The organism is Paracoccus sp. 228 (assembly GCF_000967825.1).
In the GTDB taxonomy this organism is placed as follows: Bacteria; Pseudomonadota; Alphaproteobacteria; order Rhodobacterales; family Rhodobacteraceae; genus Paracoccus; species Paracoccus marcusii.
In genome coordinates this window covers 504,083-517,635 of the sequence record NZ_JYGY01000001.1, presented here as the reverse complement: position 1 = coordinate 517,635, position 13,553 = coordinate 504,083, and the positions used below count along the sequence as shown (strand labels likewise).

Here is a 13,553-nt window from a genome sequence, read left to right as displayed (position 1 = left end):
CACAAAGCATGGATGGCAACAATATTTCCGAATGTCTTAGATTCGCGTTCCATTGTTGCGCTGTGACCCGCGCATCGCGAGCCGTGGCGCCTCAGCGCAGCCGCCCGATCGCGAAGGTCGGCGCCCGTCCCTGCGATCCCAGCCATTCAGGCAGCATCCCGGCATCGGGCTGTTCGACGTCCGGACCGAAGGCATCCGCAGCCAGACCGCCGGTGACGAAAATCGAATCGATCCCCTGCGCCTCGGCACCCGCGATGTCGGTGGCGATGCCGTCGCCCACCGCAAGATACCGCGCGTCGGGGCCAAGTCCCATCAGCGCCCGCGCCCGGTCATAGATCGGCGCATGCGGCTTGCCGTAATACAGCGCCGTCCCGCCAAGCGACTGATAGAAATCGGCCAATGCGCCCGCGCAGTAGATGCGCGTCTCGCCCATGTCGACGACGATGTCGGGGTTCGCGCACAGCATCGGCAGACCGCGGTCGACCGCCCCCTGGAACCGGTCGCGGTAATCTTCGGGCGTCTCGTTCAACTCGTCGAACGGACCCGAGGCGATGATCCCCTCGGCCTCCTCCAGCGGGACGCGCCGGATGGGCGCCGCATCGCGATGGGCGTCAGGGATGTCGGTAAAGAACCCGTGGTCCTTCTCGATCCCGATATGCCAGACGTTCCGCCCGACGGCGCCCGCGAACATCGCGTCCTGCGCCGCGTCGCCGGAACTGACGACCAGATCCCAGGCATCGCGCGGCACGCCCATGCGGTCCAGCTGAGCGATCACGTACTGGTTCGGGCGCGGGGCGTTGGTCATCAGGCAGACCTGGCCACCCTGCGCGCGGAACGCCTGCAGCGCCGCAACCGCAGCCGGAAAGGGCTGCTTGCCGTTGTGCAGGCAGCCCCAGAGATCGCAGAACAGCGCGTCATAGCTGGCCGATACCTCGGCCAGCGACGAAATGATGCGGGTCATCAGACAGCCAGGACCGGGATGATCTGCTTCTTGCGGCTCATGACGCCGGGCAGGACGACGGTGTCACCGGTGACGGTGACGCCAAAGCTGCGCTCGGCCACGAACTTGACATAGTCGTTGGGCACCAGCAGCGTCGCCTGTTCGCGCAGGATGTCGACCACGAACAGCATGACCTCGTCCGCACCGTCTTCGGCGGCGACGGCGGGCATGGCGGCGATCAGGGCATCCTTGCGGTCCAGGATCACCTGCGGTGCGGTCGTCTCCAGGACCGAGATACGCAGTTGCTTGCCGCCCAGTTCGTACTCCTTGCTGTCCATCTTTAGCAACGCGGCCTCGCTGAAGGCGCTGACATCGGATTTCGCGGCGAACATCTCGGCGGCGAACTCGGCGATGTCGACGCCCAGGTCGGCGGCCAGCTTCTCGGCCACGGCGCGGTCATGCGGCGTGGTGGTCGGGCTACGGAATTCCAGCGTGTCCGACAGGATACAGGTCAGCATCGCGCCCTTGATCCCTTCAGGGGCATGCGCCAGATCGTCGCCGATCAGGTCGTGCATGATCGTCGCGGTGCAGGCCAGCGGGCGGATCGTGATGTTGATCGGCGCACGGGTCTTGATGCCGCCGGCCAGCAGGTGGTGGTCGATGATCTCGATCACCTCGGCATGCTCCAGGTTGGCGGGCAGTTCGGCGGGGTTGTTGGTGTCCACGATCACGCAGACGTCGTCGGCGGTCACGTCGTCGATGATGCGCGGCTTGGACAGGTTCCAGCGGTCCAGCATCCACAACGCCTCGGTGTTCGGCTCTCCCTGCAGCACGGCTTCGGCCGGGGTCTTCCGGCACTCGTTCAGATACCAGGCCCAGATGATGGGCGAGCCGGTGGAATCCGTGTCGGGGGAAGTGTGGCCGAAGACCTTGATCATGATGCGCCTCGAAGGGTGTTGGGTATGGATGGCCGCCTTATAGGCAGGCGGGGCAGCGTTGTCCACGTTCGGCACAACGGTCCACCAAAGCGAAAGGGCGCCCGGTCGGGGCGCCCTTGGGGTCGTCGTGGTCAGCGCTCAGGCGGCGCGGGTCAGCAGGACTTCGCCCACCCGCTTCTGCGCACCGCCTTCGTCCAGACCGCCGACGGCCGCGACTTCGCGGGTCAGGCGGTCAAGGGCTGCCTCGTACAGCTGACGCTCGGAATAGGACTGTTCGCGCTGATCGTCGCAGCGGTGCAGGTCGCGCACGACCTCGGCGATGGACAGCAGGTCGCCGGAATGGATCTTCTGCTCATACTCCTGCGCCCGGCGCGACCACATCGCGCGCTTGACGCGGGCCTTGCCCTTCAGGGTCTCCAGCGCGCGGTCGATCAGGTCGGGGGTCGACAGGCTGCGCATGCCGATCTCGCTGGCGCGGGCGGTGGGCACGCGCAGGGTCATCTTGTCCTTGTCGAACGAGATCACGAACATCTCCAGCCGCAGGCCCGCGACCTCCTGTTCCTCGATCGAGACGATACGACCGACCCCATGGGCCGGATAGACAACAAAGTCATCGGGGCGGAATTCGTTCTTCTTCGATTTCGACATCTGGCTTCCTCTGACATGCGCCCGCGAGACGGGCACAAAGGGCCGCAGGGGGGCAAGGCCACCCTCGGTCCGTTTTCGATCATGTTTGACGACCCCTGCCTGCAGTCGGCACGGATCCGGCAGTTTGGGATGCAACACAGTCCTGTTGACAAGCAGCAGCACAAGGCGCGACATAAAGGACTATAACACAAAAATGACGCCAAAAAAAGCACCGCCTTTCGGGCGGCGCATTGGCATTGCCTGGTCCTTTAATGGCGGCGAAACAGAGCCTTAAAGGCCTTGCCCGGTCGAATCAATCGCCTTCGCCGGGCGTTTCCGAGAAATACTTTTCCAGCTTGCCTTCCTGACCGTCCATCTCGGCGGCGGTCGGCAAGGGATCCTTCTTCCGGGTGATCACCGGCCAGAGTTCGGAATATTTGCGGTTGAACTCGACCCAGCTTTCCATCGCCGGCTCGGTATCCGGGCGGATCGCGTCTGCGGGGCATTCCGGTTCGCAGACGCCACAGTCGATGCATTCGTCGGGATGGATGACCAACGTGTTCTCGCCCTCGTAGAAGCAGTCCACGGGGCACACTTCGACGCAATCAGTGTATTTGCACATGATGCAGTTGTCAGTCACGACATAGGTCATCGGGGCGCTTTCGTCAGGTCTGTTCGGGCTGTCACCTAGACATTCCCGGGGGATCAATCAAGTCTTCGCGATACAGCAGCTGCGCCTCGGGGGCCGGGCCGCGCCGGTCCGACAGGCCCAGCACGGTCAGCACCCGCACACGCTGATAGGCGGATACCGTCAGCACGTCGCCGGGCCGCACGGCGCGCCCCGGCTTGCGGCAGGGCTGGCCGTTGACCCGGATGCCGCCGGCCTCGATGCGGGCGGCGGCCAGGCCGCGCGTCTTGAAGATCCGCGCATGGCACAGCCATTTGTCCAGCCGAAGGCCGGCGGCGGCCTCGGTCAAGTCAGGTCTTGTCCTTCAGCTGGGCCAGGATCGCAAAGGGGCTGTCCGGATCGGCCTTCTTCTCGGGACGCGAGGAGAAGGTCTGGGGACCCTGATGCGACGGCTTGCCGCCCTTCTTGGGGCCACCGAACTTGCCGCCGGGCTTGCCGTTGCGATCACGGCGTTCGCCCTGCGGGCGATCCCCTGCCGGGGCCGCATCCTTGGACTGACCGTCGCGCGGGACGCCATCGCGGCGCGGGCCGCGGCGCTGGCCCTGCGGGCGATCACCCTGGGGACGCTCGGTCTGGCCGCGGTCCCCCTGCGGGCGACGGTTGCCGCGCGGCTTGGGCGCCCATTTGAAGGTATAGAACACCTCCATCTCAGGCGGTGCGACCTCGGCGGCGGTCTCGGGCTCCGCGTCGACAGCATCGGCCTCGGGGGCGTCTGCCTTGCGCTTTTCGGCCTGCTCGGCCTCCCATTTGGCGCGGGTCTCGGCGGCCAGGACCGATTCCTCCTCGGTCATCGGCGCGTCAGAGCCCTCAGCCTCGGGGGTGGACACGACGGCCGGGGTCTCGGTCGCCTTGACCTTGGCACGCTCGCCCTTGTCGGCGGAATAGCCCAGGCCCTGCATCAGGCCCGAAAACTGCTCCAGCGTCATGCCGGTGATCGACAGCATGTCTGGGTTGGCCTCGAACCCGCCGCGCGTGTCCTGCGCGCGCAGCAGATCGGCCAGACGCTCCAGCATGTCGATGCGGATCGCCCGGTCGCCCGCGGGGCGATAGCCCGACAGCGCATAGACCTGATCGGGCACGACCGGCAGATGCGGGATGGTGACCAGACCCGGCGGCGGGCTTTCCGGGAATTCGGACAGCCCCTCGTGCAGCGACCACAGGACCAGACGCAGGCGCGTCGGCGCGGGCTTCAGCAGCGCGGGCAGGAAGATGGTGAATTGGCCAAAGCGGACGCCATGCTTGCGCAGCATGCCGCGCGATTCCTGGTCCAGTTCCTTGACCTCGGCGGCGATGCCGTCGCGGGGCAGAATCCCAAGCGCCTCGACCAGCCGGAAGGCAAAGCCGCGGGCCAGACCGGTCAGCGCCTCGTCCTTCTGCAGGGTCAGCAGCGGCTCGTACAGCGCGGCGATCTTGCGGTCGATGAAATGCTGGGCCCGGCGGCGGACCTTGTCGGCGATCTCGGGACCGGCTTCCTCGTCGACGAAGACCTCGACGCCGGGATGCAGCGGATCGGCGCCCTTGACCAGCTTGCCGACCGCCTGGCTGCCCCACATCAGGCCGCCCTGTTCGGTATAGTCCATCTCGGTGTCGGGCGCGTTGTAGAAACGGTCCGCACGCAGATGGAACTCGGGCTTGAGCGCGTCATAGCTGGCGCGGCTCAGCATCCTGGCCTCGTCCGCCGATGCGGTCTGGTCGGGGCGGAAGCGGAAGCCCTCCAGGCGGCCGGCGAATTCGCCCTCGACCGTCACTTCGCCCTTGTCATTCACTTCGGCCACCAGGCTCTCCTTCTGCTTGAGCCGGCGCAGAAGCACGGATGTGCGCCGGTCCACAAATCGTTGGGTCAGGGCCGCGTGCAGCGCGTCCGACAGGCGGTCTTCTACAGCGCGCGTTTCCCCGCGCCAATGCTTTTCGTCCGCCACCCAGCCCGTTCTTTGCGCGACATAGGTCCAGGTGCGGATATATGCCAACCGCTTCGAAATGGCGTCGATGTCGCCGGCGGTCCGGTCGATGCGTTCGATGGCCCGGCCAAGCCAATCCGCCGGGATATGTCCATCCTGCAGGAAACCGAAGATCCGCGCCAGCAAAGTCGCGTGTTCCATGGTCGAGATTCCCCGGAAATCGGGCACCCGGCACACGTCCCACAGCAGGCGCACGTCCTTGCCGCCGCGGATGCGGTCCTTGATCTCGGGAAAGTCGCGCAGGATCTTCAGCGTCGCCACGTCGTCGGCCTCGCGCCCGCGGGCCAGCAGTTCGTGGCCGGGGCCGGTCTCCAGGCTTTCGACCAGCCGGTCCATGCTGCCGAAATCCAGCTTGCCGTTGCGCCAGACCAGCCGGCTGATGGGGGCGAACCGATGGTTCTCCAGCGCGTCGATCAGTCCCTCGTCGAGGGGCTCGGCCTCTCCGGTGACACCGAAAGTGCCGGATTCGGTGTGCCGCCCTGCCCGGCCCGCGATCTGGCCCATCTCATGGGGAAACAGCGGGCGGACCCGCTTGCCGTCGAACTTGTGCGTGGCGCTGAAGGCCACATGCTTGATGTCCAGGTTCAGGCCCATGCCAATGGCGTCGGTGGCCACCAGGTAATCGACCTCGCCGTTCTGGTACATCTCGACCTGGGCATTGCGCGTGCGCGGCGACAGCGCCCCCATCACGACCGCGCAGCCCCCCTTCTGCCGACGGATCAGCTCGGCCATCGCATAGACGTCGTCGACGCTGAAGCCCACGATCGCGCTGCGCGGCGGCATCCGGGAAAGCTTCTTCGATCCTGCCCATGACAGGGTCGAGAACCGCTCCTTGCGCTCGAACTGGGTTTCGGGAACCAGGGCCGCGATGGTCGGGCGCATGGTGTTGCTGCCCAGGAACAGCGTCTCGACGGTGCCGCGCATGTGCAGCAGTCGGTCGGTGAACACGTGCCCGCGTCCGGGATCGGCGCACAGCTGGATCTCGTCGATGGCCACGAAATCCGTGGCGATGTCGGGCATCGCCTCGGTGGTGGCGACCCAGTACTGGACGCGGTCGGGAACGATCCGCTCCTCTCCGGTGACCAGGGCCACGACCGAGGGGCCGCGCGCGGCCACGATCCGGTCATAGACCTCGCGCGCCAGCAGGCGCAGCGGCAGGCCGATCACCCCCGACCGGTGGTTCAGCATCCGCTGGATGGCGTAGTGGGTCTTGCCCGTATTGGTTGGGCCCAGGATGGCGGTGATTCGCCCGCGCGTCGTCATGTTCATGCCTTAGATATCGGTGCCGATGCGCTTGTGTTCCAGACGTGCCTGGCCATCGATGGCTTCCTGCTGGTGGGGATGGATCGCCAGGCTGGCGCGATAGGCCGCCAGGGCGCGGGCGTCGTCACCCATCTCCTCCAGCATGGCGCCCAGCTGGGTCAGCGCCGCAAAGTGGCGCGGCTCCAGCTCCAGCGTGCGGCGCAGGTCGGCCAGCGCGGGCCCGAACTGGCCCGCCGTCGCATAGGCCGCGGCCCGCGTCTGAAAGCCTGCCGCAAAGTCGGGGGCATGGTCGGTCAACGCGGTCAGATGACCGATGGCCGAGGGGATGTCCCCCATGTCCAGCGCCGCCTCTCCCCGCTGCAGCAGCAGGTCCATCGCCGGGGATCCGGACCGCGACCATTCGCGCAGGATGTCGCTTTCCGCGATGCGCCAGCCCTCGCCCTCGGGCTGAGCCAGGCGCGCGAAAGCGTCGTCCAGCCCCTGGCCCGCGGCCGCGATCGGTACCACGCTTGCAATAACCACGAAAATCGTCAGAACTTTGTGACGCAATGCCGTGACGGCAGAGTGGAAATTCAGGCGGACCGCGTTCATATGTCTGGTGTAGCCCAGGCCGCAGGTCGGGCGCCAGGCAAAGCGCACCAGGAGACGTGAAATGAGCGAAGTCGTGACCAAGGCCGTCCAGAAGCTGGGCGAAAAGATCGACAGCTTCGATTCTGTCGCAAAGTTCGTCATCACCGGCGAAGGCGCGATCATGATCGACGAAGACGGCGTGCGCGCCGGCGACGAGGATGCCGAGGTGACCCTGACGGCCAGCCGCGAGACGTTCGAAGGCATCCTGAACGGCGACGTGAACCCCGCCACCGCCTTCATGATGGGCAAGCTGAAGATCGACGGCTCGATGGGCGTCGCGATGCAGCTGGGCCAGAAGCTGTCCTAAGCGCCCGCGTGCAGCAGGCACCCTTCCATCAGCTTCCGGACGACCGGTCGCAGCCCGCCCGCGCCTTCTGGGCGCAGGCCGGCGATGGGGTCCGCCTGCGCATGGCGCACTGGCCCGCGGATGCGGCACGCGGCAGCGTGCTGCTGTTCCCCGGGCGAACCGAATACGTCGAGAAATACGCCCCCGTCGCCCATCGTCTGATGGCCGAGGGTTACAACGTCCTCTCGATCGACTGGCGCGGTCAGGGCATGTCGGACCGCCTGCAGCCCAATCCCCGCCCCGGCCATATCCGCGATTTCGCGGATTACCAGCACGACGTGGTCGAGATGATCGTGGCGGCGGAACAGCTTGACCTGCCCCGACCGTGGCATCTGCTGGCGCATTCGATGGGCGGCTGCATCGGGTTGGCCGCGCTGGAGGGCGGCATGGCCGTGCAGAGCGCGGTGTTCTCCGCGCCCATGTGGGGCATCAATCTTCGCCGGATGCAGCAGGGCGTGGCCTTGGGCATCGCCTATCTGGCCGGACGCGTGGGGCGTGGCGGCCTGACGGCACCGGGCAGCGGCGGGGCGGCGACGACCTATCCTCTGGACGAAAGCTTCAACGCCAACCTGCTGACCGGCAACGGTGACGAATGGGCGCGGCTGGTGCGCGAGGCCGTGGCCTGGCCCGACCTGACCATCGGCGGCGCCACCTTCGATTGGGTTGGCAGGGCACTGAACGAATGCGCTCGCCTGTCGCGCATTCCATCGCCCGACATGCCGATGCTGGTGTCTGTCGGCAGCGACGAGAAGGTCGTGTCGCCGCAGGCTATCCGGGACCGTGCCGCGCGCTGGCCGCAATCGGAGCTGCTGACCATTCCGGGGGCCAAGCACGAAATCCTGATGGAAACGGACGCGCTTCGCGACGTGTTTTATGAGGCGATGCTGGCCCGGTTCGAGGCCAGCTGACGCGACACGGACCGGGGGCTGTACGCCCCCCGCCCCGTCAGGACTGGGCGCTTTTCCGATCGGACGGCGTGCTGATGCTGGGCATGCGCAGGCGGATCCGCTTCAGGCGACGCGGATCGGCATCCACGACCTCGAACTCGGCGCCCGAGGGATGGGCGATCACCTCTCCACGCAGCGGCACGCGCCCCGCCAGCATGAAGATCAGACCGCCAAGCGTATCGATATCCTCGTCCTCGTCGCCGATCAGGCGCAGGCCGGTCTCAGCCTCGACATCGTCCAGCGCGGCACGGGCCTGGATCAGCCACTGGCCGGTCTTCTCGTGCACCCACAGGCCGCCCTCGACCTCGTCATGCTCATCCTCGATCTCGCCAATTACCTGTTCGATCAGGTCCTCGATGGTGACCAACCCGTCGACGCCGCCGTATTCGTCGATGACCAGCGCCATGTGGATGCGCTTGGTCTGCATCTGCTGCAGCAGCACCCCGATGGGCATCGAGGGCGGAACGTACAGCAACGGTCGCAGCATCGGGCGCATCGTGAACTTGCCCCCCGCACCGAACCCGTGCTTTAGCGCCAGGTCCTTGAGATGGATCAGGCCAAGCGGGCTGTCCAGCGTGCCGCGAAAGACCGGCATGCGTGAAAACCCGTGCTCACGAAACATCTCGACCAGATCCTCCAGCGACAGGTTCGCGGGGGCGGCCACGATCTCGACCTTGGGGATGGCGACGTCATCGACCCGCATGCGGCGCAGATTGACCAGGCCGGGGGTGCCCACGACATGGCGGTCCTGATGATCGTCGTCCGCGCCGCTTTCGGACCCTGTCAGGGCCGACAGCACGCGGCCAAAAAATCCTTTGCCATTACCGGCCTCCTTCTCCTCGGTGGCGCCACCGTCGACGGCGATCGCCGTGACTTCCTCGATGGCCGGCTGAGGAGCGGGCTCGGATAATCGGCTTTCGGAATTCATCGGTCTTTCTCCTGGTAAGGGTCTGGAATGCCAAGCCGGGACAGGATGGCGCGCTCGGTCGCCTCCATCAGTTCGGCATCGGGATCGTTCAGGTGGTCGTAACCCAGCAGATGCAGGGTGGCATGGACCAACAGGTGCTGGACGTGATGGTCGAAGGACTTGCCCTGATCCTCGGCCTCGGCCGCACAGGTATCATAGGCGATCGCGATGTCGCCCAGTTCCTCCTCGTCCGGCATCTCGGGCGCCTGACCGGGATCATGCGGCAGATGCTCGACCGACGGCCATGACAGCACGTTCGTGGCCCGGGGCTTGCCGCGGAAATCGGCGTTCAGCGCGGCGATGCGGGCGTCGTCGCAGCCCATGACGACCACCTCCCCGCCCAAGCGGTGGTGGTCCAGCGCGGCGTTGACGGCAAGGGCCGCCAGGTCCTCAAGACCGGCGGCCTGCCATCGGTCATCCTCGATGACGCAGTCGACGGAAATCTCGTCAGGCATCGTTTCTGAATGCGCGGCGGGGAACGTACTGGCCGCGCGGCTCCTCTGTTTCACCGCGGGCAAGTGCAGCGTTGTCCTCGACCTCATACGCCTTGATGATGCGCGCGACAAGCGGGTGGCGCACGACGTCATCGGCGGTGAAATAGCTGAAACTGATGCCCTTGACGTCCTTCAGGATGCGCTCGGCGTCCATCAGTCCCGACATCATGCCGCGCGGCAGGTCGATCTGGGTGCGGTCGCCGGTGATGACCATCCGCGAGCCTTCGCCAAGTCGGGTCAGGAACATCTTCATCTGCATGCTGCTGGCGTTCTGCGCCTCGTCCAGCACGACGAAGGCGCGCGACAGAGTGCGCCCGCGCATGAAGGCCAGGGGCGCGATCTCGATGCGCTTCTCCTCCATCAGCTTCTGCATCTGCTTTCCGGGAAGAAAGTCGTTCAGCGCGTCGTAGAGCGGCTGCATGTACGGATCGACCTTCTCCTTCATGTCGCCCGGAAGGAAACCCAACCGCTCCCCGGCCTCGACGGCGGGGCGCGACAGGATGATCTTGTCAACATGGCCGCCGATCAGCATCGTCACACCCACGGCCACCGCCAGATAGGTCTTGCCGGTGCCCGCAGGCCCGATGCCAAAGGCCAGCTCGTTCTGGAACAGCGACCGCACATAGGCCTTCTGTGCATCCGTGCGCGGCTCGACCGATTTCTTGCGGGTTCGCAGTTCGTAGTTGCCCTGAGCGAACATCTCCAGCTGTTCGGCCGGGGTCACGTCGGCGGCAGGTTCGACCCCCATGCGCAATGCGGCCTCGACCTCGTCGGGGCCGACGGGGCGGTGCTGTTCCAGCCGCGCGTAAAGGCCACGAAGCAGGTTCGCGGCCTCGGACTGGGCCTCGGGGCCGCCGACCACGGCAATCTGGTTGCCGCGACGCAGGATATGGACGCCAAGTGCCTCCTCGATCCGGGCCAGATGGCGGTCGTTGGGACCGCACAGGTCGATCAACAGCCGGTTGTCGGGAAATTCAAGCAAAGTTTCGGCAGAAGCCGCGGTGACGGGTGGCGTCGGGGTCAGGCCCAAATGTCTCTCCTGGTCAATCTGGTCGGTCCATGGTGGCAAGCCGGTCGGATTCGCACAAGTTCATGTTCGTGGTAAATGGGGCGCAGCTGCCCCGTTTGTGGCAGAACGGCCAAGCCTGTGCAAAAGTTGCATCCTTATCGCGCATGATCACCGGCCCCGGCGGAAGGGATGCCCAGAAAACCGGCCAAGGCGGGCGCGCGGTCCATGTCCGCCACCGGGCCGTCATGCGCGATGCGACCATCCGCCAACAGCGCGACCCGGTCGCCGATGATCCGGCAGCTGGCCATGTCATGGGTTATGGTGATCGCGGTGGCCCCTGTTTCGGTCACGATGTCGCGGATCAGCGCATCGATGGCCCGCGCGCGGATCGGGTCCAACCCGGTGGTCGGTTCGTCGAAGAAGATCACCGCCGGGTCGTCGGCGATGGCGCGGGCCAGGCCGACGCGCTTGGCCATGCCGCCCGACAGCTGCGCGGGCATCAGGTCGGCGATGTCCGAAGCCAGCCCCACGCGCGCCAGCTTGTCCAGCGCGATGGCACGGGCGCGGCGGTCGTCCATCCGCTGGCGCAGGCGGAAGGCGACGTTCTGCCAGACCGACAGGCTGTCGAACAGGGCCGCCCCTTGGAACAGCATCCCGAACCGCGCCATGAAGCGTGCCCGGTCCAGCGGCTGGCCGTTCCACAGCACCTGTCCCGCATCGGGGCGCTCCAGCCCCAGGATGCATTTCAGCAGGACCGACTTGCCGGTGCCGGACTGGCCGATCACGCACAGGCTCTCGCCCGTGGCGACGGTCAGATCGACGCTGTCGAGGACCCGCTTGGGGCCAAAGGATTTGCTGAGGCCGCAGGTCCGGATCATTCGAAGAACAGCCCGGTCAGCGCAAAGTTCGCAGCCAGAATGCCGACGGCGGCCGCGACGACCGCATTGGTCGTGGCCCGTCCGACGCCTGCCGCCCCGCGCCCCGACCGCATGCCGAACCAGCATCCCGACAACGCGACGACCAGCCCGAAGACCGCCCCCTTGATCAGGCCAGAGGTAACGTCCCACGGCTCCAGATATGCCCAGCTGTTCGCGATGTAGCTGGCCGAATTGAATCCAAGCGACGTCGTGCCCACCAGCCAGCCGCCCATGATGCCGATGATGTCGCCCGTGGCCACCAGCACCGGCATGCACAGGATCGCCGCCCACAGCCGGGGCGTGACCAGCCAGCGGACCGGGTCGGTCGACAGTGTCACCAACGCGTCGATCTGTTCGGTGACGCGCATGGTCCCGATTTCGGCGGCGATGCTGCTGGCGACGCGGGCGGCGACCATCAGGCCCCCCAGGACGGGCCCCAGTTCGCGAACCATGCCGATGGCCACGATGGCCGGGACGACGTCACCGGCCTGAAACCGCTCTCCGCCCGAATGGATCTGCAGGGCAAGCGCCGCCCCGGTGAACAACGCCGTCAGCCCTACGACCGGCAGCGACAACCAGCCGATCTGCATCACCTGGCGCAGGATCATACGGGGTGTCCCGAACCCCGACAGCCCCCGCATCGCGAACAGCGCCACCGCCCCGATGGTCCGAGTGGCGCGCAGGGCGGGTCGTCCGATCGCCCGGATGGGCGTCACAGATAGGTCCGCTGGTAGCGCAGCCCAAGCGAGGTCAGCACCTCGTATCCGATGGTGCCGGCGATGTCGGCCAGACGGTCGATGGGTTGATGCGCGCAGATCAGGTCAAGCCGGTCTGGCACCGCGTCCAGACCGGTGACGTCCACCGTGATCAGGTCCATCGACACGCGCCCGACGACCGGACAGGCCACATCGCCGGCGAACAGCTGCGCGCCCTTGCCCGACAGCGAACGCAGGATGCCGTCGGCATAGCCCGCATCGACGGTGGCGATGCGACAGTCGCGCGGCGCGTGCCAACTGGCGCCATAACCGACCATCTCTCCCCTCCGCACGTCACGGGTCTGGATCACGCGCAGCGACAGCGTGACGACGCCGCGGGCCTGCGCAAAGGGCAGCCCTCCATACAGGCCCACGCCGGGGCGAACCATGTCGAAGTGATAGTCCGGTCCCAGCAGGATACCCCCGGTCGCGGCCAGCGACCGCGGCATGTCACAGCCATCGGTCATTGCGCGGAACGCGGATAGCTGCGCCGCATTGGCGGGGTGGTCGGACTCGTCCGCGCAGGCCAGGTGCGACATGATGAAGGCCGGTCCGGCGGCCAGCGCCTCGTCCCGGATGGCGCCCCATTCGGCGGCCTCCATGCCAAGGCGGTTCATCCCGGTGTCCAGCTGGATGGCGAAGGGCTGGCCGGGGCGCATGGCGCGCTCACGAAAGAACTGCGCAGAGCTGTTCAGGACCGGGGTCAGCCCGGTCAGGTCCGCACCCTCCATGTGGCCCGACAGCACGTTGATGCGCGCGTCCTGCGGCAGCAGCGGCCGGATCGCCCGTCCCTCATGCGCCAGGGCCACGAAGAAATCGCGCACGCCGGCGGCATAGAGGGCCGGGGCGACGCGGTCGGCGCCCAGGCCATAGGCATCGGCCTTGACCACGGCGGCGGCACGCGCGCCGGGGGCCAGTGCGGCCAGCGCCGCGTGATTGGCCACGATGGCCGCGATGTCGATCTGCAATCCCATATGCGTGGCTTGCCCCCCTGCCCGGCCGGCGTCAAGAGGCTGCTGCAGCATGTGTTTGCACATATGCACTTAGCATGAACCGCTGTTTCGGTAATTTGCA

The 13,553-nt window shown here is 66.7% G+C and carries 15 protein-coding genes; 2 read left to right on the top strand and 13 right to left on the bottom strand.

Translation table 11 applies throughout. The features are described from left to right. Positions 1 to 91 precede the first annotated feature (91 nt). From SY26_RS02450 to SY26_RS02420, 7 genes are all read right to left on the bottom strand, one after another. On the bottom strand, positions 92 to 961 hold the full coding sequence (locus tag SY26_RS02450) for a TIGR01459 family HAD-type hydrolase (protein WP_045999120.1): 870 nt from the start codon (positions 959 to 961) through the stop codon (positions 92 to 94). Continuing rightward, positions 961 to 1,878 (bottom strand): manganese-dependent inorganic pyrophosphatase, encoded by a 918-nt coding sequence (locus tag SY26_RS02445; protein WP_045999119.1) that lies wholly within the window; start codon positions 1,876 to 1,878, stop codon positions 961 to 963. Before SY26_RS02445 ends, SY26_RS02450 begins: the two co-directional genes overlap by 1 nt. 138 nt (positions 1,879 to 2,016) lie before the next feature. Next, a complete protein-coding gene (locus SY26_RS02440; protein WP_042246772.1) occupies positions 2,017 to 2,526 on the bottom strand; it encodes a CarD family transcriptional regulator in 510 nt (169 codons plus the stop codon). Positions 2,527 to 2,818: 292 nt separating this feature from the next. After that, entirely contained in the window at positions 2,819 to 3,157 is a 339-nt protein-coding gene (gene fdxA / locus SY26_RS02435) for a ferredoxin FdxA (protein ID WP_045999118.1), read from the bottom strand. A 31-nt stretch (positions 3,158 to 3,188) separates the two neighbouring features. Then, the gene (locus SY26_RS02430; RefSeq protein ID WP_045999117.1) at positions 3,189 to 3,482 is read right to left on the bottom strand and encodes an RNA-binding S4 domain-containing protein; all 294 of its coding nucleotides are present in this window, start codon (positions 3,480 to 3,482) and stop codon (positions 3,189 to 3,191) included. A 1-nt stretch (position 3,483) separates the two neighbouring features. Then, positions 3,484 to 6,414: a helicase-related protein gene (locus SY26_RS02425; protein ID WP_045999617.1), complete on the bottom strand. Its 2,931-nt coding sequence runs from the start codon at positions 6,412 to 6,414 to the stop codon at positions 3,484 to 3,486. A gap of 9 nt (positions 6,415 to 6,423) precedes the next feature. Further along, complete coding sequence (locus tag SY26_RS02420) at positions 6,424 to 6,936, bottom strand: tetratricopeptide repeat protein (RefSeq protein ID WP_232303246.1); 513 nt, start codon at positions 6,934 to 6,936, stop codon at positions 6,424 to 6,426. A 130-nt stretch (positions 6,937 to 7,066) separates the two neighbouring features. Here SY26_RS02420 and SY26_RS02415 point away from each other — a divergent pair, with 130 nt between their 5' ends. Continuing rightward, the gene (locus SY26_RS02415; RefSeq protein ID WP_042246766.1) at positions 7,067 to 7,351 is read left to right on the top strand and encodes an SCP2 sterol-binding domain-containing protein; all 285 of its coding nucleotides are present in this window, start codon (positions 7,067 to 7,069) and stop codon (positions 7,349 to 7,351) included. 8 nt (positions 7,352 to 7,359) lie between these two features. Further along, entirely contained in the window at positions 7,360 to 8,298 is a 939-nt protein-coding gene (locus SY26_RS02410) for an alpha/beta fold hydrolase (RefSeq protein WP_045999116.1), read from the top strand. Between the two features lie 37 nt (positions 8,299 to 8,335). On the opposite strand, the gene SY26_RS02405 is transcribed toward SY26_RS02410, so the two are convergent. The 6 genes from SY26_RS02405 to alr form a co-directional block, all read right to left on the bottom strand. Further along, positions 8,336 to 9,265, bottom strand: a complete 930-nt coding sequence (locus SY26_RS02405; RefSeq protein ID WP_084693645.1) for a hemolysin family protein — start codon at positions 9,263 to 9,265, stop codon at positions 8,336 to 8,338. Next, positions 9,262 to 9,759: an rRNA maturation RNase YbeY gene (gene ybeY / locus SY26_RS02400; RefSeq protein ID WP_045999115.1), complete on the bottom strand. Its 498-nt coding sequence runs from the start codon at positions 9,757 to 9,759 to the stop codon at positions 9,262 to 9,264. The genes SY26_RS02405 and ybeY overlap by 4 nt, the downstream gene beginning before the upstream one ends. Next, positions 9,752 to 10,828, bottom strand: coding sequence for a PhoH family protein (locus SY26_RS02395; RefSeq protein ID WP_045999114.1), 1,077 nt, complete (start codon positions 10,826 to 10,828; stop codon positions 9,752 to 9,754). The genes ybeY and SY26_RS02395 overlap by 8 nt, the downstream gene beginning before the upstream one ends. A 134-nt stretch (positions 10,829 to 10,962) precedes the next feature. After that, entirely contained in the window at positions 10,963 to 11,685 is a 723-nt protein-coding gene (locus tag SY26_RS02390) for an ABC transporter ATP-binding protein (RefSeq protein ID WP_045999113.1), read from the bottom strand. Next, on the bottom strand, positions 11,682 to 12,440 hold the full coding sequence (locus SY26_RS02385; protein WP_045999112.1) for an ABC transporter permease: 759 nt from the start codon (positions 12,438 to 12,440) through the stop codon (positions 11,682 to 11,684). Before SY26_RS02385 ends, SY26_RS02390 begins: the two co-directional genes overlap by 4 nt. Continuing rightward, on the bottom strand, positions 12,437 to 13,504 hold the full coding sequence (gene alr, locus SY26_RS02380) for an alanine racemase (RefSeq protein ID WP_232303245.1): 1,068 nt from the start codon (positions 13,502 to 13,504) through the stop codon (positions 12,437 to 12,439). The genes SY26_RS02385 and alr overlap by 4 nt, the downstream gene beginning before the upstream one ends. Positions 13,505 to 13,553: the final 49 nt, after the last annotated feature.

Bases quoted from the DNA above. Each gene is read 5' to 3' on its own strand.
- SY26_RS02450 (WP_045999120.1), bottom strand. From the start codon at position 961: ATGACCCGCATCATTTCGTCGCTGGCCGAGGTATCGGCCAGCTATGAC.
- SY26_RS02445 (WP_045999119.1), bottom strand. From the start codon at position 1,878: ATGATCAAGGTCTTCGGCCACACTTCCCCCGACACGGATTCCACCGGC.
- SY26_RS02440 (WP_042246772.1), bottom strand. From the start codon at position 2,526: ATGTCGAAATCGAAGAAGAACGAATTCCGCCCCGATGACTTTGTTGTC.
- fdxA (WP_045999118.1), bottom strand. From the start codon at position 3,157: ATGACCTATGTCGTGACTGACAACTGCATCATGTGCAAATACACTGAT.
- SY26_RS02425 (WP_045999617.1), bottom strand. From the start codon at position 6,414: ATGACGACGCGCGGGCGAATCACCGCCATCCTGGGCCCAACCAATACG.
- SY26_RS02415 (WP_042246766.1), top strand. From the start codon at position 7,067: ATGAGCGAAGTCGTGACCAAGGCCGTCCAGAAGCTGGGCGAAAAGATC.
- SY26_RS02405 (WP_084693645.1), bottom strand. From the start codon at position 9,265: ATGAATTCCGAAAGCCGATTATCCGAGCCCGCTCCTCAGCCGGCCATC.
- ybeY (WP_045999115.1), bottom strand. From the start codon at position 9,759: ATGCCTGACGAGATTTCCGTCGACTGCGTCATCGAGGATGACCGATGG.
- SY26_RS02390 (WP_045999113.1), bottom strand. From the start codon at position 11,685: ATGATCCGGACCTGCGGCCTCAGCAAATCCTTTGGCCCCAAGCGGGTC.
- alr (WP_232303245.1), bottom strand. From the start codon at position 13,504: ATGCTGCAGCAGCCTCTTGACGCCGGCCGGGCAGGGGGGCAAGCCACG.